The sequence below is a fragment of the Planococcus lenghuensis genome (assembly GCF_001999905.1).
GTDB lineage: Bacteria > Bacillota > Bacilli > Bacillales_A > Planococcaceae > Indiicoccus > Indiicoccus lenghuensis.
The window spans coordinates 1,964,276-1,985,456 of record NZ_CP019640.1 but is presented as its reverse complement, the minus strand read 5'-3'; the positions used below and the strand labels follow the sequence as shown (position 1 = coordinate 1,985,456).

24 protein-coding genes, 1 pseudogene and 1 riboswitch are annotated in these 21,181 nt (G+C 47.1%); of the genes and pseudogenes, 12 read left to right on the top strand and 13 right to left on the bottom strand.

Annotation, left to right across the window (positions count from 1 at the left end):
• Positions 1-51 precede the first annotated feature (51 nt).
• Entirely contained in the window at positions 52-303 is a 252-nt protein-coding gene (locus B0X71_RS10230) for a LysM peptidoglycan-binding domain-containing protein (protein ID WP_198038571.1), read from the top strand.
• 52 nt (positions 304-355) lie between these two features.
• Here B0X71_RS10230 and B0X71_RS10225 read toward each other — a convergent pair whose 3' ends face one another.
• The 4 genes from B0X71_RS10225 to B0X71_RS10210 form a co-directional block, all read right to left on the bottom strand.
• On the bottom strand, positions 356-847 hold the full coding sequence (locus tag B0X71_RS10225; RefSeq protein ID WP_077589311.1) for a flavin reductase family protein: 492 nt from the start codon (positions 845-847) through the stop codon (positions 356-358).
• Between the two features lie 87 nt (positions 848-934).
• Entirely contained in the window at positions 935-1,930 is a 996-nt protein-coding gene (locus tag B0X71_RS10220) for an NAD(P)/FAD-dependent oxidoreductase (RefSeq protein WP_077589310.1), read from the bottom strand.
• A gap of 72 nt (positions 1,931-2,002) precedes the next feature.
• Entirely contained in the window at positions 2,003-2,623 is a 621-nt protein-coding gene (locus B0X71_RS10215; protein WP_077589309.1) for a superoxide dismutase, read from the bottom strand.
• A 164-nt stretch (positions 2,624-2,787) separates the two neighbouring features.
• On the bottom strand, positions 2,788-3,447 hold the full coding sequence (locus B0X71_RS10210) for a helix-turn-helix transcriptional regulator (protein WP_077589308.1): 660 nt from the start codon (positions 3,445-3,447) through the stop codon (positions 2,788-2,790).
• A 224-nt stretch (positions 3,448-3,671) separates the two neighbouring features.
• On the opposite strand from B0X71_RS10210, the gene B0X71_RS10205 reads away from it, so the two are divergent.
• The 4 genes from B0X71_RS10205 (at position 3,672) to B0X71_RS10190 (ending at position 6,811) form a co-directional block, all read left to right on the top strand.
• A complete protein-coding gene (locus B0X71_RS10205) occupies positions 3,672-4,553 on the top strand; it encodes a pirin family protein (protein ID WP_077589307.1) in 882 nt (293 codons plus the stop codon).
• 570 nt (positions 4,554-5,123) lie between these two features.
• The gene (locus B0X71_RS10200; RefSeq protein ID WP_077589306.1) at positions 5,124-5,528 is read left to right on the top strand and encodes a hypothetical protein; all 405 of its coding nucleotides are present in this window, start codon (positions 5,124-5,126) and stop codon (positions 5,526-5,528) included.
• Between the two features lie 24 nt (positions 5,529-5,552).
• The gene (locus tag B0X71_RS10195) at positions 5,553-5,903 is read left to right on the top strand and encodes a hypothetical protein (RefSeq protein ID WP_077589305.1); all 351 of its coding nucleotides are present in this window, start codon (positions 5,553-5,555) and stop codon (positions 5,901-5,903) included.
• 179 nt (positions 5,904-6,082) lie between these two features.
• A complete protein-coding gene (locus B0X71_RS10190; RefSeq protein WP_077589304.1) occupies positions 6,083-6,811 on the top strand; it encodes an SGNH/GDSL hydrolase family protein in 729 nt (242 codons plus the stop codon).
• Between the two features lie 88 nt (positions 6,812-6,899).
• Here the strand turns inward: B0X71_RS10190 and B0X71_RS10185 are convergent.
• A pseudogene (locus B0X71_RS10185) lies at positions 6,900-7,216 on the bottom strand (antibiotic biosynthesis monooxygenase family protein).
• Positions 7,217-7,266: 50 nt separating this feature from the next.
• Positions 7,267-7,644: a hypothetical protein gene (locus tag B0X71_RS10180; protein WP_077589302.1), complete on the bottom strand. Its 378-nt coding sequence runs from the start codon at positions 7,642-7,644 to the stop codon at positions 7,267-7,269.
• Positions 7,645-7,903: 259 nt separating this feature from the next.
• On the opposite strand from B0X71_RS10180, the gene B0X71_RS10175 reads away from it, so the two are divergent.
• The 5 genes from B0X71_RS10175 (at position 7,904) to queE (ending at position 11,245) form a co-directional block, all read left to right on the top strand.
• Positions 7,904-8,920 carry a glycine-rich domain-containing protein gene (locus tag B0X71_RS10175; RefSeq protein WP_077589301.1) on the top strand — a complete coding sequence of 339 codons (1,017 nt, stop codon included), beginning with the start codon at positions 7,904-7,906 and terminating at the stop codon, positions 8,918-8,920.
• A 153-nt stretch (positions 8,921-9,073) separates the two neighbouring features.
• Positions 9,074-9,226, top strand: a complete 153-nt coding sequence (locus tag B0X71_RS20965) for a hypothetical protein (RefSeq protein ID WP_156889853.1) — start codon at positions 9,074-9,076, stop codon at positions 9,224-9,226.
• Between the two features lie 176 nt (positions 9,227-9,402).
• Positions 9,403-9,446, top strand: a riboswitch (PreQ1 riboswitch).
• Between the two features lie 7 nt (positions 9,447-9,453).
• Positions 9,454-10,119 (top strand): 7-cyano-7-deazaguanine synthase QueC, encoded by a 666-nt coding sequence (queC, locus tag B0X71_RS10170; protein ID WP_077589300.1) that lies wholly within the window; start codon positions 9,454-9,456, stop codon positions 10,117-10,119.
• Positions 10,116-10,541, top strand: coding sequence for a 6-carboxytetrahydropterin synthase QueD (gene queD / locus B0X71_RS10165; RefSeq protein ID WP_077589299.1), 426 nt, complete (start codon positions 10,116-10,118; stop codon positions 10,539-10,541). The genes queC and queD overlap by 4 nt, the downstream gene beginning before the upstream one ends.
• Positions 10,538-11,245 carry a 7-carboxy-7-deazaguanine synthase QueE gene (gene queE / locus B0X71_RS10160; RefSeq protein WP_077589298.1) on the top strand — a complete coding sequence of 236 codons (708 nt, stop codon included), beginning with the start codon at positions 10,538-10,540 and terminating at the stop codon, positions 11,243-11,245. The genes queD and queE overlap by 4 nt, the downstream gene beginning before the upstream one ends.
• Positions 11,246-11,388: 143 nt before the next feature.
• Here queE and B0X71_RS10155 read toward each other — a convergent pair whose 3' ends face one another.
• From B0X71_RS10155 to pepF, 4 genes are all read right to left on the bottom strand, one after another.
• Positions 11,389-12,495, bottom strand: a complete 1,107-nt coding sequence (locus tag B0X71_RS10155) for a Gfo/Idh/MocA family protein (RefSeq protein ID WP_077589297.1) — start codon at positions 12,493-12,495, stop codon at positions 11,389-11,391.
• On the bottom strand, positions 12,492-13,226 hold the full coding sequence (locus B0X71_RS10150; protein WP_077589296.1) for a ThuA domain-containing protein: 735 nt from the start codon (positions 13,224-13,226) through the stop codon (positions 12,492-12,494). Before B0X71_RS10150 ends, B0X71_RS10155 begins: the two co-directional genes overlap by 4 nt.
• Before the next feature lie 36 nt (positions 13,227-13,262).
• Positions 13,263-14,423, bottom strand: coding sequence for a Gfo/Idh/MocA family protein (locus B0X71_RS10145; protein ID WP_077589295.1), 1,161 nt, complete (start codon positions 14,421-14,423; stop codon positions 13,263-13,265).
• 302 nt (positions 14,424-14,725) lie between these two features.
• Positions 14,726-16,537, bottom strand: a complete 1,812-nt coding sequence (gene pepF, locus B0X71_RS10140; protein ID WP_077589294.1) for an oligoendopeptidase F — start codon at positions 16,535-16,537, stop codon at positions 14,726-14,728.
• 349 nt (positions 16,538-16,886) lie between these two features.
• On the opposite strand from pepF, the gene B0X71_RS10135 reads away from it, so the two are divergent.
• Positions 16,887-18,434 carry an AbgT family transporter gene (locus B0X71_RS10135; protein ID WP_077589293.1) on the top strand — a complete coding sequence of 516 codons (1,548 nt, stop codon included), beginning with the start codon at positions 16,887-16,889 and terminating at the stop codon, positions 18,432-18,434.
• A 222-nt stretch (positions 18,435-18,656) separates the two neighbouring features.
• On the opposite strand, the gene B0X71_RS10130 is transcribed toward B0X71_RS10135, so the two are convergent.
• Positions 18,657-19,475, bottom strand: a complete 819-nt coding sequence (locus tag B0X71_RS10130; RefSeq protein WP_077589292.1) for an NYN domain-containing protein — start codon at positions 19,473-19,475, stop codon at positions 18,657-18,659.
• A gap of 298 nt (positions 19,476-19,773) precedes the next feature.
• Here B0X71_RS10130 and B0X71_RS10125 point away from each other — a divergent pair, with 298 nt between their 5' ends.
• Positions 19,774-20,085 carry a CPCC family cysteine-rich protein gene (locus B0X71_RS10125; protein ID WP_077590967.1) on the top strand — a complete coding sequence of 104 codons (312 nt, stop codon included), beginning with the start codon at positions 19,774-19,776 and terminating at the stop codon, positions 20,083-20,085.
• A gap of 42 nt (positions 20,086-20,127) precedes the next feature.
• Here B0X71_RS10125 and B0X71_RS20960 read toward each other — a convergent pair whose 3' ends face one another.
• Both B0X71_RS20960 and B0X71_RS10120 read right to left on the bottom strand, forming a co-directional pair.
• Complete coding sequence (locus tag B0X71_RS20960; protein WP_156889852.1) at positions 20,128-20,298, bottom strand: hypothetical protein; 171 nt, start codon at positions 20,296-20,298, stop codon at positions 20,128-20,130.
• A gap of 93 nt (positions 20,299-20,391) precedes the next feature.
• Positions 20,392-20,976: a S26 family signal peptidase gene (locus B0X71_RS10120; RefSeq protein WP_077589291.1), complete on the bottom strand. Its 585-nt coding sequence runs from the start codon at positions 20,974-20,976 to the stop codon at positions 20,392-20,394.
• Between the last annotated feature and the right edge of the window lie 205 nt (positions 20,977-21,181).

Below are 21,181 nucleotides of genomic sequence, written 5' to 3'. Positions count from 1 at the left end.
TTGTTGAAACGACTGCAGATATGAGTAGCTTGAAATGATGATATTCATTTCGTGCAGCCAGGCGACACGCTTTCCCAGATTGCTGAGGGTTATGGCGTGACGACGGATGATTTGTATGAATACAAACCGGGTGTCGACGAGTACATACTCATGCCGGGTAATGGAATCGTGTATGGTCCCGGTGATGACGGCGTTTTTGATGACAGTGATGACTTTGAAGAAGACGACGAGACGGCGGGGAGAACCTGCTGCTTTTTTGTATTGCCGCTTAACAGAATGGCAAAAAAAAGACTGCTGACTTGAATCAGCAGTCTTGTTCTGTATGGGATTCGCATCCCATCCGGGTAATTTAAAATCACTTCGTGTAGAATGTTTCCGGGATTTTTCCGAACGTCCGCCGGTGATAGAGGAGCGGGTCTCTTTGTTCACTCCGGATGTCGAGTACTTCACCGATCAAAACTGTATGATCACCGGCGTCCACCGTCTTGAACGTGCGGCATTGCAGGACGCCGGATGCTTCAGCAAGAATAGGCAGGCCAAGATCGGAAACCGTCCAATCTGAGCCGCTGAACCGGTCGGCGCCTTTGCTGGCGAATAACGTACAGACATCTGCCTGGCTGTCAGCGAGCACGTGAACCGCAAATTTCTCTGCATTGATAAAAGCTTCATAGCCGTTCACGCGCTTATCGATGGACCAGAGGATGAGGAGGGGATCCAGGGAAACTGATGCAAAAGAATTGACGGTCATACCAAGTGGATTGCCTTGTGCGTCCATAGTTGTCACAACCGTTACACCGGTCGGATAATTTCCCATAACTTCTTTAAAAAGAGCCGTATTCGTATCCATAAAAACATACCTTTCTGCCGCCTTTGTTCATAAAAAGGCGGTGGGTTATATGATGAATTCCCGGTGTGCCGGAAATTTAAATACAATTTACTGGAAAATCGATGTGCTGTGAAGCGGCTGGACGCGCGCTTTTGGATCGATATAGGTTTTTGCGTTGTTGACAGCGGTCGGACCTTCGCCGAAACCGGTGGCAATCAATTTGATCTTGCCGTCATAAGTCGCAATGTCACCGGCTGCGTAAATGCCCGGAATATTCGTTTCCATTTTGCTGTTGACGATGATTGAATTTTTCTGAAGCTCGATCCCCCAGTCTTTGATCGGACCAAGATTTGAAACAAAACCATAATTGACGATCAGTTCATCCAGTTCGACGGCTTTTGGTTCTTTTGTTGCCGTGTCCTGCAAGACAAGTTCCGTGATGCGGCCGTTGCCGTCCCTGAAATCGGCTGCAGTATACGGAGTTAAAATGTCCACGCTGGATTCCTTCAGCTGATGAATGCTGCTTTCATGGGCCCGGAATTTATCACGCCGATGGATGAGCGTCACTTTTTCAGCGATCGGCTCAAGCATTAATGACCAGTCGACCGCTGAATCTCCGCCGCCGAGTACGGTCACTTTTTTATCGGCGAACGCTTTCATATCATCGACAAAATAATGCAAGTTCGCTCCTTCAAAGGCAGCTGCACCTTCAAGTTCAAGGCGGCGCGGCTGGAAAGCACCGACACCTGCTGTAATGATGATAGTTTTGGAATAATGAATTTCCTGATCCGTTACAAGCCGGAAAGTACCATCTTCCAGTTTTTCTACTTCTTTTACCGATTGACCAAGGGTGACAGCGGGAGAGAACAGGCTCATCTGTTCTTTCAGGTTATCGACCAGATCCTGCGCTTTGATCTTCGGCAGTCCGGCGATATCGTAAATGTATTTTTCAGGATAGAGTGTCGCCAGCTGACCGCCGAGCTGCGGCAGGCTCTCAATAATTTTAACGCTCGCGTCACGCATCCCGCCGTAAAACGCAGTGAACAATCCCGTTGGACCGCCGCCGATAATCGTCATATCATATACTTGCAAATCTTCTTTCATTAAAAAAACCTCCTAGCTTCACGCTAATTAAATAAAGGGGGAGGAGCCATTTCGGCTCCTCCGCCTTCCTCATCAGCCGTGGGCGTTTTCGTACTTCGCTGAAACTGCATCCCAGTTAATGACTTTAAAGAAGTTGGAGATATAATCTGGTCTGCGGTTCTGATAATTCAAGTAATATGCGTGTTCCCACACGTCGATTCCGAGAATTGCCGTCTGGCCGTTTTGGATGGGATTATCCTGGTTCAATGTGCTCGTCACATCCACACCGCCATCTTCGGTAACGATAAGCCATGCCCAGCCGGATCCGAAGCGGGTAGCGGCGGCATCTGAAAACGCCGATTTAAAGTTCTCGAAGCTGCCGAATTTCGCATCGATCGCTTGAGCCAGTTTGCCGGACGGCGCATTGTTCTCGGAAGGGGCAGCGAGGATCTCCCAGAACAGGGAATGATTCAGGTGGCCGCCGCCGTTATTGCGGACTGCAGTTCGGATCGATTCCGGAACCGCATCCAAGTTTGAAAGCAGTTCTTCCAGCGATTTTTCCTGAAGGCTATCCTGTCCTTCAAGTGCGGCGTTCAGTTTATTGACATATGCCTGGTGATGCTTATCGTGATGGATTTCCATTGTCTGCCGGTCAATCACCGGTTCAAGTGCGCCGAAATCGTATGTAAGTGCGGGTAATGAATAAGTTGCCATATTGAATTCCTCCTAAAAATACTTTTTATACTTTTTAGTTTAGAAAGTATATTTTCATCATACAGCATCCATTTTTTAAAAAGCAATGGGAATGCTCAGCATAAAATTTCCGGACAACAAAAAACCATGAACAGGACGCTGTTCATGGTAAAAAAATTATCCGTTCAGTAGTTGATAACAGCAGTAGAATCTTTTTCAAAACTGATCATGAAACGGCAATGCTGGTCGCCGTCCGCTTTGCAACTTGTCCGTTCGATACTGTCTGTTTCCAGCACGCTACGGAACATATCCGTCTCGCATCGGCAAGCTTGTTTAAAATTGCGGGATACACCAAAAATCGGACAATTATGCTCAATCAACTCAAACTGATGATCGTTGACCTTGATCAGATCAACCATATAGCCTTTTTCGTTCTGAATCTGTTTCAACGTTTCCGCTTTTTCTTCGTTGCTTTTATCTGTCATTAAATCTGTGTACTCAGCCGATAGGCGTCTGCTCCGATTTTCAAACAATTGATCAATGACCGCTTCGCCTTGAATTGCCCGGAGATCTTCGAGAAAATCCACAGTCAGGTTCTCGTACGTCTTCGGAAACAGCTTTTCCGCTTTGTCAGACAGCGAAAACGTCTGAATCGGCCGCCCGATCGGCTGACGGATTTCAGATGACCGGATGAACGCATCTTTTTCCAGCATATGCAAGTGTTTGCGGATCGCCATTTCAGTTACATCCAGCCGTTCCGCCAATTGCCCCACAGTAAGCGGCGCATCTTTTTTCAATAGGTTCAGCAGCTTATCTTTTGTGGTCACACGAGATGTCACATGCATCCCCCTCTCAGAGAGTAATAGTTCCATCATAGCATGCGGATGAAGGGATGCCCATCAAAAAGACTGAGTATCCTTCTGTCGTCATAGAGCTGAACGGGATAATTGCATCCCTGGTGGGAATGTGTTCCAATGACAACTGTACTTTATATACTTTTTTGTTTAAAAACGAATGACCATAGCCTTGCAAGAAAAATTTCTGATTTAATCGTAGAGGAGATGACATGATGGCAGAGCAGCAAGCACACGAAGCAGTATTTCAACGGAAAATTAAGGAGCATTGGTATGTGGAATACGAAGAAGCGGCGTTTCCATTCATTCAGAAGGGCTGGATACTTCCAACAGGACGCTGGAACGACTTTGATCCATTTATTCTGATGGCTGAAGATTGGTTTAAACGTGGAGCGTTCGCTGATCATCCACACCGGGGATTTCAGACGGTCACTTACGTCGTCGATGGCCGACTGGAACATATTGATAATGGCGGAGGCCGAGATATCCTGGAACCGGGCGACGTGCAGTACATGAACGCCGGATGGGCAGCGCGTCATGCGGAAGAAGGCGTGGAACACGATGTTGCCCACACACTGCAGTTATGGCTGAATTTGCCTAAGAATCAGCGGAAGTCGAAAACTTCCTATCAGAACGTGTATTCCGAAGAAGCGCCGGTTGTGCCCTTTGACGGCGGATCGGTTAAAGTGTTTTCAGGTGAAGTTGCAGGTGTCAAAGGCCCGCTGGAATCTGTTGTACCCATTACGATGAGTGAGATTTTGCTGGATAAAGGGGCATCCTATCAGTTGAATCTACCTGAAACCCACAATGCTTTTCTTTACGTGCTGGGTGGCGATATCGAGTTCGGGAAAGATCAGGTTAACCTGAAAAAACACGGTGTTGGATTGCTCAGCTACAATGAAAATGGAAATCCCGAAAAAAGCAGTGAATTGCACATCAAAGCCAACAGCAGACGGGCGAAAATCCTGGTCTATTCCGGAACACCGATCAAAGAAGAAATTGTGCCATACGGACCGTTCGTTATGAATACAATGGAGGAAATCCAGGAAGACTTCCTTGATTTCCAAAATGGTAAATTCGGGCCTCCGGCAATTTAACGGTGGAGAAGCAGTTTGTCCGAAAATTAATCCGTCTCTATTTTACAGTTGCAAAGACTGAACTGGGGTGATCCATAATTCATTAAAAATTGAACGCCAGCCTCTCTGAACACAGAGAGGCTGGCGTTTTTTTACTAAGTGAATTCGCATTTCAACAGCAAGGCATGCAGCAAGAACTCGATGAAAAGGAGTCTTTCAGGAAAACGGTCAAACGGCAAAGTTTATGGAAGGGAGGGATTCACCTTAGCGCAATAAGGGAAATTCCTGATAGTGAATGCAGTTCAATTTTTGTACAATGATCAGGAAAGATTTATCGAGTTATATATCATTATCTAAATTTATAAAAAACACAAATAAAAGTATATAAATTAAGTATAAAGGAGTATATAATCAGGGGTGTAAAGAAAAATAATCGTATAAATAAATTAATAGCAAACAGAAATAGGAAAAAGTATCGCCTTTAAGTTAATTATCGCTTTTAAATTTAAAGATAAAAAATTCAGATTATTACTTGGTGCTGAATTATCCACGGGCAGATAAAGGGAAATTAATGTAGGGAGAGTGGATCGCATGAAATTAGAGGAAACAGCGGTTCGGCAAGTGAGCTTGCTGCTAAATACAGGGCCGGAAGCAGAGGCGGGAAAGCGAGTGTTCACAATCAATCGGACGACTGCCGAAGAGCCGGCGGCAAATCCGATAAATCATCCATTCCTGCTGGGAGTTTCATTCGAACAGTATCAAGAGGATGGTACAGCGGTAAACGAAGCGGAAATTTTTCTCCGCACCGAAGATTATCAGCGCTTTATAACAGGGCTGATCGAGCATGAGTATTTGCTGCCCGCGAATTACCGGCAGTGGAAAGAAGAAAAGTTCGGCGGTATCTGTTTACATATGGAAGCGACAGAAGCCCCGGGACTTTTCGCAGCGCGGCTTGCAGCAGTATTGCGGAAAATCAGCAGTGAATTTGACAGGTAATTTATTGAGGAGGGGGTTTGATACATGTCACAGGCGAATCCATTGGTTACAGGAAAACGCAGCTATTATTTTACTCGCGCAAAAGATACGCATATAGAAGAAGGCCAGGTCTTTATCACGCTGTTTGCCCGGTTGACATGTGTGGAAGCTGAGAGCACAACAAGCAGGTGGGTTGAAATTGAAGAAGTCAAATGGATTCATGCCCACGCATCCTTAAAAGCCATGCCAAATGGGATTCATACCTTCAAGGTCACCTGTGGCACCTTTCAGGAATTGACGGAACTCGCTAATTTCTGCTGCAATGAAATGTATTACCTGAATCCTGCCTATGAAGCGGCGAAGTTCCGCCCGGTCCGCAGCAAGCGCTGGTCCTGATCGGCTTAAAACAAGATAAAGAAACAAGACAGGCCCGGCCGATTTTCAATGCGGGCTTGTCTTTTCTGTTTATATGGTTTCTCCTTGTTTGGTTGGAAACACATGACGAATGTCAATAGTATGCCTTTCTTTCTTATGCTATAGTGCTATACATATTAAGGAGAAAGAGGAGGGATACCATGAAAATCGTTTGTTTTGGAGATAGCCTGACACGCGGCGTTACATTTAGAAATGAGCGCTTTAAAATCCTGAAAAGCAATTATCCGGCCATGTTGCAGGAGCTATTGAACAATAATGAATCACTCTTATCCGGCAGTGAAGCGCACGTGCTGAATAAAGGAGCGTTCAATGACAACTCGAATTCACTGCTGGCGCGGCTTGAAAAGGATGTGGTGGCAGAACAACCGGCTATTGTCATTATCGGGATAGGCGGGAATGACTGCAATTTCCTGTGGGAAGAAGTTGCCGATCACCCGGATGATACCCATCAGGCAATCGTGCCGTTGGATCGCTACCGCAAAAACATCAGTTCCATTGTGACCCATGTGAAACAGCATGGTATCACTCCGATAATTCTGACCTTGCCGCCGCTTGATCCGGTGCGGTATTACGAAAATATCATTCAGCGATTCAGCTCGCGGGTCAGCAACTGGATCTGCAAAGCCGGCGGGATAGAACATTGGCACGGGCAGTACAACCGCAGCGTAACGGAAGTGGCAGCGGAGTCAGGTGTATTAAAAATCGATGTCCGGTCGGCTTTACGCCAGGCGGGGGACCTGGTCAGTCTCGTCAGTGCAGATGGCATCCATTTAACGGCCGAAGGATATAAAGTACTGGGAACTGAAATCTATCATAATATTTCCTCAATCCTTGCGAACGATGATTCCCAATCGATTCCTCTTTTTTGATAGTTAAAGAAAGCGTAATAGAAGAAAAGCAAGGCGTGCTGCATCCGGCAGCGCACCTTGCTTTTCGTTTTGATGACCAAGGGGGTTTTTAAGCATTTGTTTTGATCGCGCGTACGTTATATTTCGAGACTTCGTATTAAGAACGTAATCCGGCTTGGACTGATTAAGTTTAGCTTTATGCCCGGCAATATGGGCGTCGCTTTTCTCCCATTGCTTCAAATCGTCTTCTGACTCCCAGGTAACCAGCACGACGACTTTCTCTTCGCCGCGTCTGACTTTTTTCTCTAAGATCTTTAAGTCCACGAATCCTTCCTGCTGCTCAATGATTCCTTTCTGACTGAACCGGCTAATGACTTGTTCGGCATTTCCTTCTGATACGGTAATTTTTCTCATTTGAATAAACATACGATATCCCCAATCCAGTTAATGTAGTGACTGGCGGTCAATTTCTGGAGCTATGCCTCCGTTTTATCATCGACAGGCGTCGCTTCTGCCGGCAACACAGGCCCGTTCTGCTTCCCTTCATCGGGATGGAGTTCGAACAGCCGGGTGAACTCGGCGATGACCGTTTCCAAGGCTTTCAGCTCTCCGACTAAAATGGGATTGATGGACTGCAGCTCCGGTGTCTCCAATTGCTGCTTCAGAGTCTCCCGTCTCGTATTCATTCGCTCCAGAAACTCGATGGCCCGACCGCGCCGGAACGTTTTTGCTCCTTTATGATGTCCGGAGCGGCCATGCCCGCCGTCTCGTACCGAGTGGGTACTTTCGGGTCTGTCATCACTTTCTGAAAAGTTTTCTCCTCTTCTGTAACGCTTTGAATCATTATTTCTCATGGATTCACTCCTTTGTATACATTTGTATACCTATTTAATTGTATACAAATGTATACGTTAAATCAAGTCTTACAAAGACAGGGAGTAAGCTCTATTTTTCAACTTATCGCAAATCCATGTTCTATTTTCCTGTGTTTTTCTAAAAAAAGCAGGGGTTGCCGGAGAAAGTGTTGAAGTATATGGATAGGAGTAACAACGAGCAGAGATAGGTGGTGCGATTCGACGATCGAGAACCATACACCAGAAGGGATGATGACTGATGACAGAAACCTTATTCACTGTAATCGTCATTGTTATGTTACTCGGCCTGCTGATTGCCGCATACGGTCTCACGAAAAGAACCCAGAAGCGGCGGCATGCGCGGTTCCGGGAGCAACGGTCACAGCTTAAACACGATGAATACACTTTTTTGAAACAGCAGACATCCCTCGGTTTGGATTTCATCGGAACGACAAAACCGGTTGCGCAGGATCTGGCCCGGCAGTTGGAGAAAGCATTCCCGCTCTCATACCAAGTGAATATCTTCAATCGAATGGTGGACGAGACGGAGTTCAACACCCAAACATTGATGGAGCTCATTTTTGAACAGAAACGGTTCCTGCTGATGACTGCGGTCTTCAAACAGGTTCCGATGTTTTCGACCCGCGTCGATGAAGTATGGCATACGATGCTCCTGTTCACGCAGTCGTATCAATCCTTCACAGAAACCTTTGCCGGCCAATTCATTCATCATCAGCCCAATGTCGACGGCAAGGACGGGGAGGATGACCGGTTCCTGTTTGACATGATGTATTTGGAGCTGTTTGAAGAAATGCCTTTTTCAGAACGGGCGTGGGGCTTTTCCTTTTATCAGCATAAACCGAGCCAGCGTTTCATTGATGAATGGGAAACAGAAAGCGCAGCGGCATTGGCGGACCGGTACTTTTTCGACCGGCCGGATACACAGGAAATCGCCCGGTATTTGATCCGTGAAGTGAAAGCGGCACTTGACGCCCGGAAGAATTACCGGAATATCCAAGAGTTCCGAAGCATTAAGGCCAATTTGCAAAACCGTTCCAGCCGGGCATTCAGTAACGACACGCTCAATGCCATTACACTCGGTTATGTTTTTTGGGCTGCGTGGGAAGACCCGTCTGCTTATGATCAATCCCTTGGTTTCAAACGCGTTGATTCATCTGGTGAAACAGGCGGTTTTTTTGAGTTCGACGGTGGAAGTGACAGCGATGGCGGCTCATCGTGCGGTTCATCCTGTGGAGGCGGCTGCGGTTCTGCTTAGAGGAAAAGACAGGATGCCGCCTTCAAAGATGACAGGAGCTCCGTTTTCTAATCTAATAAAAAGTATTTAATGGGAATGCTTAAATCCGCCTAATAAGAATAAGAACCCAATTCAGGGGTAATGTATTAAAGAAGGGCAGAAGGAGGAGGTAACATGGAAGCACTCGGATTTTTATTAGTGGTCCTTGTAATTGTGCTCGTGTCATTGGTTCTCCTGTTCGTCGGTTTTGTTTATATGATGAAGCGAAGAAAGAGGGAGGCAGACCTGCATACGCATCATGACAATCAGCGGCAAAGCAGCAGGTAGGCAATCGATAAAAGAACTGCTTTTTTGTAAGTTGTTGAAATTATAGTCTGATACAATCCGAAAAGGGATTGCATCAGGCTTTGTTTTGGTTATTAAATTCCTGGGGTCTATAGAATATGCCGCTCTTCTTGTTCCGGTTCATTTCCTCAATGTGGTATTATGAAACCTGTTCGGAAAAATTAGAGGTTCGCGAAATCCCTCTCAAAAAAACTAAGGAGCGGTAACAGATGAAAAATGAAAAAGCAGTCGTTGTATTCAGCGGCGGTCAAGACAGCACAACCTGTCTGTTCTGGGCGTTATCAAAATTCGGAGAAGTGGCGACCGTGACATTCGATTATGGGCAGCGGCATGCGGCGGAAATTGAACATGCACAGGCCATTGCAGAGGAATTGCAGGTACCATTCAAAATACTCGACATGAAACTGATCAACCAATTATCGGCGAACGCACTCACCCGGAATGACATTCCGGTTGAGCAGCAAGATGGCGAATTGCCATCCACGTTTGTGCCGGGAAGAAACCATTTATTTCTATCTTTTGCCGCAGTATACGCACAAGCGATCGGTGCCCGTCATTTGATCACCGGCGTGAGCGAAGCGGACTTCAGCGGTTATCCGGATTGCCGGGATACATTCATTAAATCGCTGAATGTGACGTTGAATTTAGCGATGGACGCCCAATTCGTCTTGCATACTCCGCTCGTGTGGCGGGATAAAGCAGAGGTATGGGCACTGTCGGATGAACTGGGTGCACTCGATTTCGTCCGGGAAAAAACATTGACTTGCTATAATGGCATACCAAGCAGCGGCTGCGGTGACTGTCCTGCCTGCAGATTGCGGAATGCAGGGCTCGAGGCATACTTGAAAGCGAAGTCTGAAGGAGCGGCCGTATGATGCAGCAATTTTATCCGGCCGTTCCGCATACTTACCGTTTTGAATTGAATAAGGATTTTAATTTTTCTGCCGCTCATTTCATTCCATCGAAAGAAGCGGGGAAGTGTCAAGTGATGCATGGCCATACATACTTTGTCAATGTGACGGTCGGCGGGAATGAATTGGATCCTTCTGGTTTCTTGATCGATTTTAAGTTATTGAAAGAAGCGGTTCATAAAAGATATGACCACTCGGTGCTGAATGATCATCCGGAATTCAAGAACGATTTCCCGACAACGGAGCGGTTGGCTGAACAGATTTGGACTTCCATTCAATCCCTTCTGACAACACGGAATAATAAACCGGTCTGCCTTCAAGTCATTGTCCGGGAAACGCCGACAAGCTATGTTGTGTACCGGCCCAATCGGGAGGACTTCCAATGAAAATTCCGGTCATGGAGATATTTGGTCCAACGATTCAAGGAGAAGGTATGGTGATGGGGCAAAAAACGATGTTTGTCCGGACGGCCGGTTGTGATTACTCCTGTTCCTGGTGCGATTCCAAATTTACCTGGGATGGGACAGGGAAAAGTACAGCAATGCAGCCCGAGGAAATCATTCAAGAACTGAAACGATCCGGGCAGCAATTTTTTTCGCATGTCACGATTTCCGGCGGCAATCCCGTTCTTCACAAAGGGATCGGGGAGTTAATCCGGCTGTGCCATGTACAGGGATGGAAAGTCGCTGTGGAAACACAGGGCTCATTTTGGCAGGATTGGCTGCTGGCTGTCGATGACATTACGCTGTCGCCGAAGCCGCCCAGCTCCGGGATGAAAACCGATTTCAATAAACTGGATGCGATTATGGGGAAATTGGATGAAGCGAATGCCAGCTTGAAAATCGTGATTTTTGATGAAACGGATTTCACTTTTGCTGAACAGCTTCACATGCGTTACCCATCAGTTCCGTTCTTCCTGCAGGTCGGCAATAGCGATACGGCCACAACAGATGATGCCCATCTCGTCTCCGTCCTGCTGCGGCAGTACGAATGGCTGATTGATCTGACTGCCTGCTCGTCAGTTATGAATGATGCCAAAGTGCTGCCTCAGCTCCATGCGCTGGTGTGGGGAAATAAACGCGGCGTTTAGGGACAACCGAGAAACCGCCTTTATCTCAGCGTTTCGTACAGGTACAGGCAGCTTTAGAAAATTCAATATAACGAACTAACCCCCGGATGGGCCCTCTAAAAGGCTCTATCCGGGGGTTAGTCGTCTAAAATGAAATCGGGAACTCAATTGAAAACCTGGTCGGTGACGGAAAATGAAGCCGGCTTTACACACGTGCTTTCCATTTCGTAAAAAGTACCTTTGTGCGATGATTCCAGAAAGCCATGCATTGCTTCAAGCACATGGTAAGCAAGCTGTCCATTTGCACGGTGAGCGTTCGGTCTACTGAGAATCGTCCGGCCCATATCAGCGACGCCGATACCGCGGCCATTGTCTTGGAATGCAGACAATAACGGGATGTCAGTGAATTCTTCTTCATCTTTTTTTCGAAGTTTCACAGGGCCGCCGAATGTGTTCGGATCAGGCACCAGCAATGTCCCTTCGCTGCCGTAGATCTCGATCGGCGGGAGGGAGGATCCGCCGAAGGCATCGAAACTGGTGGTGAGAGTAGCGATCGCTCCTGCAGCAAAATCGATCGTGCCAGCAATATGTGTCTCTGTTGAGACGTTGATTTTCGTACCGGCGTTCGGTTCGCTCGTAATTGTCCGTTCCGGATAGCTGATGCGGGCTGAGCCGGCAAGACGCCGGATTGGACCAAGCAACGCGATCAAAGCAGTTAAATAATACGGGCCCATATCAAACAGCGGACCGCCTCCTTTTTCATAGTAGAAGGAAGGGTTCGGATGCCAATGCTCATGTCCCCGGATGATCATGGAGGCGGACGCGCCGACCGGTATACCGATTTCCCCGTTCTCAATCAGTTGGAGAGCCGTCTGGATACCTGTGCCGAGGAAAGTATCAGGCGCACTGCCGACCAGCAATCCCTTATTATCCGCAGCTTCAAGAACCTGCTTCGCTTCTTGAAGAGAAATGGCCAACGGTTTTTCCACATACACATGCTTCCCGGCTTCCAGAATTTGCAGGCTGACTTCCGCGTGCACTTGCGGCAGTGTGAGATTCACTACGAGATCTATTTCAGGATCTTCCAGCAGTTCCTGTACGCTGCAAGCTTTTGGAATATTAAACGCTGCCGCCTGGGAACGAGCCCGCTCCAAATCGAGATCGGCACAGGCAACAAGGGATAAATGGCTGTATGCCGGAATATTTTCCATATAGATGGAACTGATATAGCCACAGCCGATGATGCCGATCTTTAATTGTTTCTTGTTCATTGGCTGTCACCCATTCCGGTATAAACCCCTGCTTTTGCTCCGCTCTTATCAGCCATGCCGGCATACAATGCTTTGCCTTCAGCTGCCCACCGGAATCCTCTCCGCATGATAAAAGATACTTCCGGCATAGCGACAATGTCTGCGACATGGCCAAGGGAATTATAAAACACCCGGCCGGCTCCCCAGCGTTTCGTCCATACAACGGGCATATCCACCGCCCGGTTGAATGCATGCGGGCCTTCCGCGACAGGGAACCGGGTAGTGGCCAGCACTTCAACGGCCGGATCCACGTGCAGATAATATTGTTCGCTGACGACTTTGAAATCAGCCATTCCTTCCAGAATGGGGCTGGATGAATGTTTGACATTCACCATATATTCGATACCGTCATTCCCGGGATGCGCAACCCAATTGCCACCGGTCATGAATTGCCAGTCGACGTTTTTCCGAAAAGAATCACACATGCCGCCATGGCTGCCCGCTAAGCCGACACCACTGATGACCGCTTCTGAAACGTTGCGTACGTAGCCCGGGTCGATCTCATCCATCGTCCAATTCGGAACGATCAAATCGAGTGATTTCAATTTTTCTGCATCTGCGTAGGATTCGAGTGTGTCTGAAACTTCGACCTCGAAATTCTCTTCTTCAAGTATTTGTTTATAGATTCCGGCAACTTGTTCAGGTTCATGACCTTCCCAGCCGCCTTGGACGATTAATGCTGTTTTTTTCATGATGCAACAACTCCTATCAAGTGTTTGTGCCAGTGACTATAGACTTGAGATCTGGACCCACCGGCGCTCTTCAATCGATAACTCAACGGCTTCCAGGACTTGCTGGCATTTGACGCCATCCTTGAAGTTTGGAACAGGCTGACGGTCTTCGCGGATGGCATCCGCCAATTCCACGAATGCATGCGTAAATGTATGTTCATAGCCGATTGGGTGACCAGCTGGCCACCATGCATCCGAATAGGCATGGGCCGGATCGGTCGCCATCACTCTGCGGAAGCCCTGGACGTCGGCCTGGTCATCGGTCAAGTAGACTTGCAGTTCATTCATCCGTTCAAAATCGAAAATCACGCTGCCTTTACTGCCGTTAATTTCAAAGGAATTCGTGCTCCGGTGACCAGCGGCGAATCGGGTCGCTTCAAAACTGCCGATTGCGCCGTTTTCAAACCGGGCCAGGAAGAGAGCGGCATCATCGACCGTGACCGGCCCTGTTGCGGCATTCTTTTTGCTCGTTCCTGACAAGCCGCCGGTATCATCAGGGAGCGGCCGTTCAGTGATAAATGTTTCGCTCATGCCGATTACTTCTTTCAAATCACCGACGAGAAAATGGGCAAGATCAATGAGGTGGGCGTTTAAATCGCCATGGGCACCCGAGCCGGCAATTTCTTTTTGAAGCCGCCAGGCGAGCGGGAAGTGGGGATCAGTGAGCCAGTCCTGCAGGAACCAGGCCCGGAAATGACGGATATCACCCAGCCGGCCGTCTTCGATCAGCTTTTTTGCCAGCATTATGGCCGGTGTGAACCGGTAATTGAAGCCAATCATGTGCTTGATACCCGCTTGTTCCGCCGCTGCCAGCATATCCCGGGAGTCCTGCAGGGTAAGGGCGAGCGGCTTTTCACAATACAAATGCTTGCCGGCATTTGCACTAGCAACCGCAATTTCCTTATGTACATTGCTCGGCGCATTGATATCGATAACATCAATGTCATCTCTGCTTAATAATGTTTTCCAATCCGTCGTATATTCTTTCCAGCCAAAGTCTTTGGCCGCTACGGAAACTCCTTCTTCGTTGCGTCCGCAGATCACTTTCATCGTCGGTTTTACCCGATCCGGAAAAAACATTGGCAAGGCGCGGTAGGCATTGCTGTGCGCTTTACCCATGAATTTATAGCCGACCATGCCTATATTCAATTCATCCATTCTTTCATCTCCTTCATGTCATTCAATATGAATACGTTTACATCTTCCCGGATCTGAAAAATTCTGTCAACTGGTTGAGTCCTTAAGCCGACAGGAAGTAGGTGGAGCCCGCGAGAACAAACAGCTTTTGCGGTCAAGACCGCCGCAGCATTGCATCAGAAAACGGGGGCTTAGAAACCGGTAACATTGTCCATGCCCCATGTAAAGGTAGTTCCCTTCTTTGTTTAGATAAAACGCCATGAGCACGGGACTCATGGCGCAGTGGAAACGCGTACATTTGCATGTCTGTTCCTGAAACAGGTTCAGTCATAACTTTCCGCGAGTTCATCAATCAGCGAGCCGACATGCGCTACAGCCCGGCGGATCGGCTTAGGCTCTGACATATCAATGCCGGCTTTTTTGATCAGTTCGAGCGGATCTAACGTGCCGCCTGTTTTCAGCACATCCAGCCACCGCTCGACGGCAGGCTGCCCTTCATCGAAAATGGCTTTCGAAGCAATAGTGGAGACGGTCAGGCCGGCAGAATACGTATACGGGTAGAGTCCCATATAATAATGCGGCTGATGCATCCACACAAGTCCTGCCCCTTCATCAATTTCCACAGCATCTCCCCAGAAGTCCTTCAGCACTTGCTGGGTGACTTCCGAGAAAACACTTGCAGTGAGTGGTTCACCTTTCTCGGCAGTTGCATATATCCGGCGCTGGTATTCGCCTTCAAGCAAATGGGTGACGAAATTATGGTAATACGTGCCGAGTAATTGCAGAATGAGCCAGCGTCTTTTCCGTTTGTCGTCAGTATTGGACAGCAGGTAGTTGCCGAGCAGCATTTCATTCATCGTTGACGGCGCTTCAATGAAGTATCGGGACGGCCGGGCGTTCGTCATGCGCTGATTTTTTTCAGCAAAATAGAAGTGGCCACCGTGTCCAAGTTCATGGGCAAGCGTAAATGCCCCGCGCATCGTCCCGGGCCACGTCATCATGACGTAGGGGTGGGCACCATACGGACTTGAACAGGAAGCTCCGGTTGATTTGCCGACATTATCCGCATAATCCACCCAGCCTTCCGCGATGGCGGTCTTGATCATGTCGCTGTAATCTGCTCCCATGATGTCCAGCGCCTTTTCTACCGTATCCGCCGCTTCTTCAAAATCCATCTCGATTTCGAAATCCGGATCAAGCGGCGCTTTCAAATCCGCGAATGTCATCGTCTCGAGCCCGAGTACCCGGCGCTTCAGCTCCGCGTATTTTCGCATATGCGGAGCCAGTTCCTGTTGAATGACATCCAGCTGATTATGATACATTTCGTCTGTTACCCGCTGTCCCTGCAGCAGCATATCGGTCGCTGAGTCATAGCCCCGAAGGCGGGCAGTCGTCACTTCATGATTTACTTGCGTGGCATAGGTAGCCGCAAACGTGTGCTTATACCGTTCAAGTCCTTTGTTGAATGCTTTATACGCATTCCGGCGGACCGTTTTGGAAGGCGATGTGCTGAAATTGCTGGCATAGGCGCCGAAAGACAGTGGCACCTCGTTTCCTTCTTCATCGGCGAACGGTTCGAACTCCATATCTGACAGCTTCCCGCGATTATAAATCGTATACGGCGCATTGAATAAGGAACCGAGCGCTGCAAGTGTTTCTTCTGTTTCCTCAGTGAGCGTATAGGGTTTGCGCGCCTGCAAATCTCGCAAATACTTCCGGAATGACTGAAGTTCTTTTTCTTCTTCCATAAACCGATCCAGTGTTTCTTCAGGCAGTGAAATGGTTTCCGCCTCAACGAACGCCAGGGAAGCTTTCACGGAAGCATCCGTCTGGCTGGCCCGCTGGGAATCCTTTTGCCGGGTGGCATCTGTATTATCCATGGCCTGGCGCAAGTTTGCATACATTGTCACCAGATTCAACCGCTGCAGTAATTGTTCTTTAGCTTCCAGGCAATCAAGGAGCGTTTTCGCATTTTCATCAAGTTTGCCTTTGAATTTCGTTACCGTTGACGTATCCCCCTGAATCGCGGTTAATTCCTTTTCCCATTCGTCCCTCGACTGAAAAATAGCACGTAAATCCCATTTCTGTTCCTCCGGCACTTCGCTCCGGAGCGGACGTTGTTTTGTGTTGGTCACGTGAATCCCTCCTGAAAAGTCAGTTAACAGTATCTTAACATGATTATCGAACTTTCTAAAATTGCCAATTTAATGGTTAGGGAACTTACACAATGTTCGGAGGGCTTTTTGGTAAGAAAGCAAATATCGCTGCCTTCGTTAGAAGTATTGAGTATGCTGCTGATGTTTTTTTGATTTAATTTATTCAGAAAAATTTAAAAACTGGGATTGTATACAGCGGGAGCCATGTATATAATTAATAAAAAGAAAATTACGAAAAATTGGGAGGGTGGAAAAACAGGAGAAGACCAGAGATTCGTTTAATCAGAGAGATAAGAAGTCAGGCAAAATTATTCATAGGGGGAACGAGATGAGTACAACAACAGAAATACCCTTAAAAGTGAAACCGAAGAAAAAAGGATTTTTTGATAAGTTTTTGGACTTCATTGAGAAATACGGCAATAAACTTCCAGACCCAGTCTTCTTATTCGTGATTATCGCTGGCCTCATTTTAGTAGCCTCTGCCGTATTTGGAGCGTTAGGAACATCTGCTGTAAATCCGGGAACCGGTGAAACGATTGAAGTGGTCAATCTATTGAATGGTGCCGGACTCGTAATGATTTTAACGAATTTGGTCACGAACTTTACCAGTTTCCCGCCACTCGGTCTTGTACTTGTTGTCATGTTGGGTGTAGGGGTAGCTGAATCTACAGGATTGATCACTTCATTTATGAAGGCGACCATTTTGGCAGCGCCAAAAAAATTGATCCTTCCGACCATTGTACTCGTAGCAATGTTGGGGAATGCCGCGGCAGATGCCGCAATGGTCGTGTTGCCTCCGATAGTTGCGATGATTTTCGTTGCTTTGGGCAGACATCCGATTGCCGGATTGGCCGCAGCTTATGCTTCCGTTGCTGGTGGTTTCAGTGCTAACTTGATTCTAAGTATGCTTGACCCACTTATTGCAGGCTTTACACAAATCGGAGCGAATATTATTGAACCGGACTATGTCGCAAATCCGGCAATGAATTATTACTTCTTGGCGATTTCATGTATCGTCCTTGTGCCGGTGGCTGTTCTCGTAACCACCAAAATTGTTGAACCGCGACTGGGCGCATACGACGGTGAAGTGGAGCAGATGGACCCTGCGACCAAGCTTGAGAAGAAGGGATTGCTGTGGGCAGGTATTTCGCTGGCAGTATTGACAGCGATTGTGTTGTTGTTAACACTTCCGGAAGATGCATTGCTGCGTGACCCGGAAACTGGTTCACTGACAGTTTCACCATTCATGACTGCTTTAGTCCCATTAATGATGATTTTCTTCTTGGTGCCGGCTTTAGTTTACGGGTTTGTCACGAAAGAACTTACCTCTACTAAAGATGTTGCTGATCATTTATCAAAATCCATGTCAACGATGGGTACATATATCGTCATTGCCTTCGTAGCCGCCCAGATGATCGCATTCTTTAACTGGAGTAACCTTGGACCGATTACTGCCATTGCCGGTGCAGACTTATTGCAAGGAATTGGTTTAACTGGTCTACCGCTCTTAATCGGCTTTATCATTGTGGCAGCGCTAATCAATTTGATGGTCGCCAGCGCTTCTGCAAAATGGGCGATTTTAGCGCCTGTGTTCGTTCCGATGTTCATGATTTTGGGTTATAGCCCGGCATTTACACAATTGGCATACCGGATCGGGGATTCCATTACCAATCCCATTACGCCAATGCTCGCTTATTTTGCCATTGCCTTAACTTTTGCGAAAAAGTACGATAAGAAAATGGGAATTGGTACGTTCATGTCCGCTTTGCTTCCTTATTCCATCGCTTTCGCAGTGACATGGATTCTCTTATTCGCTGTTTGGTATATGTTAGGATTACCGCTTGGACCAGGAGGTTATATTCAACTAGGAGAGTAAATGAAAAGATTGGAAATTGGATTTCCTGATTATCAGAAACACAGTAGCCATAAACTTTCGAAGCAGGCAAAATAAAAAAAGTTAAATCCCTTAAACATTGAGGAGGCCTGTAAAAAGTCTCACTTAATCTGTGTTTAAGGGATTTTAAGTTTTTGTTCCAACTTTGTTCCGATAAAGAAACAAGTCCACCTGCTTTTAGGCTATATTTATTTATCAACGGATTTAATTCGCAATAGTAGGCCGTGCATCTTTTAAATTCGCGAAGAACAGATCGTCATCGGAATCCGACGGGACGAGCTGCAGCAAGCCGCGCCGATGAGCCACTTTCACGAGGTGAATCACCCGGGAGAATTTCCATTTCCCGCTGTTCTGGCAGAAGACGGCGAATCCTTTCAGTCCGATTCGGATGTTTTGGATTTTCGCTTTTTTGTATAGCGAGCTGCCCTGCAGAAACAGCAGCATTTCTTCCGTTTCATTTGCTTCTTCTATTGTATAGGAAATGGTTTCCGCTTCTTCCAATACTTGCTGGGAGAATGACGCTTCTTTATTGCCGAACAGTTTTTCCAAGTCAAGCGTCGCATCGGCGTATTTTGGTAACGCCTCATTGGTTCCGCCGCTTGTGCAGATCAGCAGTGCCTGTTTGCCTGCATTTCGGATCTCCTGCAGAAGAGGGGCGAAATCCCGGTCGTTGCTGATGATTCCAAGGACATCAGCCGTCGGGCGGGCGAGCTCTTTCATGACGTCGATGGTGATTTTCACATCCGTTGTGCTTTTTGCCCCGACAGAGCAATGAAGCGGTTCAACCCCGCACGATGTGAGCCAGCCCTGTTCCCGCTGTGATTGGAAAAAGGGGCTGTCGAAATTGGCATAGCCTTTTATTGAAACGATGGTGAATTGGCTGCTTAATTCATTCCGTAAGCGCTCGAAAAAATTCACATACCGTACTTCCTTGCCGGTGTGTTCAGGAAATGTGCTTGCAAGGTTTTCATAATCCATAAAAATTTTTAACCGGGGTTTTGACTCAATCGATTGATCCAGCATTCCATTTACTTCCTCCTTCTGCTACTTCTAACTTGATTCCCTTAAAGCAAAATTTAAAAACCCCCATTCTTGCCGGCACTGCTAAAGCGTTGGACAGCACAAGGCAAGCTTGTTATGCTGAATTTTTCAGCTGTCTGCTATTGGCCGTTTATAACTGCAGGTCGGAAAGCCAAGAGTTTTTCTTGTACTGATGTATACTGCAAACAAACAATTCATATCTTAGCTGTGAAGATGAAGACGCTCGTAAAATAACTGTACCAGATGGAACAGTGAATTCCAGAAAGGACTGGTGATTTATATGAAATATACTTGTCCATGCTGCGGTTATAAAACGCTGCACGAAGAACCGACCGATACATTTGATATCTGTAAGATCTGTTTTTGGGAAGATGATGGGACTCAATTCCGGGATCCGGCTAGTGAAGAAGGCGCAAACAGCGTTTCGTTGCGCCAGGCACAAAAGAATTTCTTCATGTTCGGTGCATCTCATGCAGAATGGGTCGGATATGTAAGACTGCCCAATGCGTTTGATGTGAAAGATCCGGAATGGCAGCCTGCCGGGACACAGAATTGCCGGGTAATGGTAATCCATTATACAAATAAAAAATAGAAGCGCTGTTCCGATTGCTGGAACAGCGCTTCTAGTCGCTAGTCAAATCGTAAAAATAAACGCTACTAAAAGCGCGAAAATAACAGCGACAAATGTCATGCCCATCATATGTTTTCGGCTTGTCAGTTTGAGTAAGAGACTCGCGCCGAACCCGATCAGCAGGAAAATGACGATGGATAAAATAAATGTAATAATGACATCGTACAAGTACAAGGGAAAACACCTCTTTCTGATTTGCGTCGTTCCTCAGTGATTGTTTACCCGAGATTCTATATCCTCAGTCCGGCGTTTAAGCAATAAAGATGGTCATTCCGGTTGGCCAATCACCTTTCCTTCGATGAATTCTGCAGGAATTGCAGAAGTCGAAAGATTAACCGGGCTTCTCCACCAGTTATCGCCTGATAAGGCGTAATGCCCGTCTGGTACTTGAAATTCAGGCAGTGCAGATTCGGTCACTTTTTCAGCTTCACTGCCGCCCGCCCAGTAGTATTCATGGCCGTAGAAAGCGTCAAGCTCAGCTCCATTAATGATTACCCGGCCATCATCTACGGCTATTTCTTCCCCCGGCATAGCAATGATCCGCACAATCATACCGCCATCATTTCCGTTGCTGTAGCGATCTTCTTGTCCTTCAGGGATGACAAGATAAACCAGCTCCCCTCTCGAAAGTTCATTTTTATCGTAATTTCCCATCTCTACGATTACTTCAGCGGGGAACTGACCATTTCGCTGCATTGCATCCGTGTATACTTCGACGACCTCCATATCAGGACTGAACGGTTCCGAATATACCGGTGGTATTTGACTGGTCTCATCGTCAATAAGGGGTTCAGGCGTACAGCCAATCAGTCCCAATGCCAGGACTACTGAGGAAAACAGAAGCCTCTTCATGCGAACACCTCAACTTTCGTTTGTTTGCCCGAGTGGGAGGGAATAGGAAGGACTGGAAACATTCGATGAATCCGTTCATATATTCTTGCAGAGGAAATGTAATGTTATAATATTCTAACTATTAATGGTAAGTATACTCCCAATGGTCATTTTTGGAAAGAGACGTCATCGATGAAAGAATGTATATCCGAAAAGAAGTGCAAAT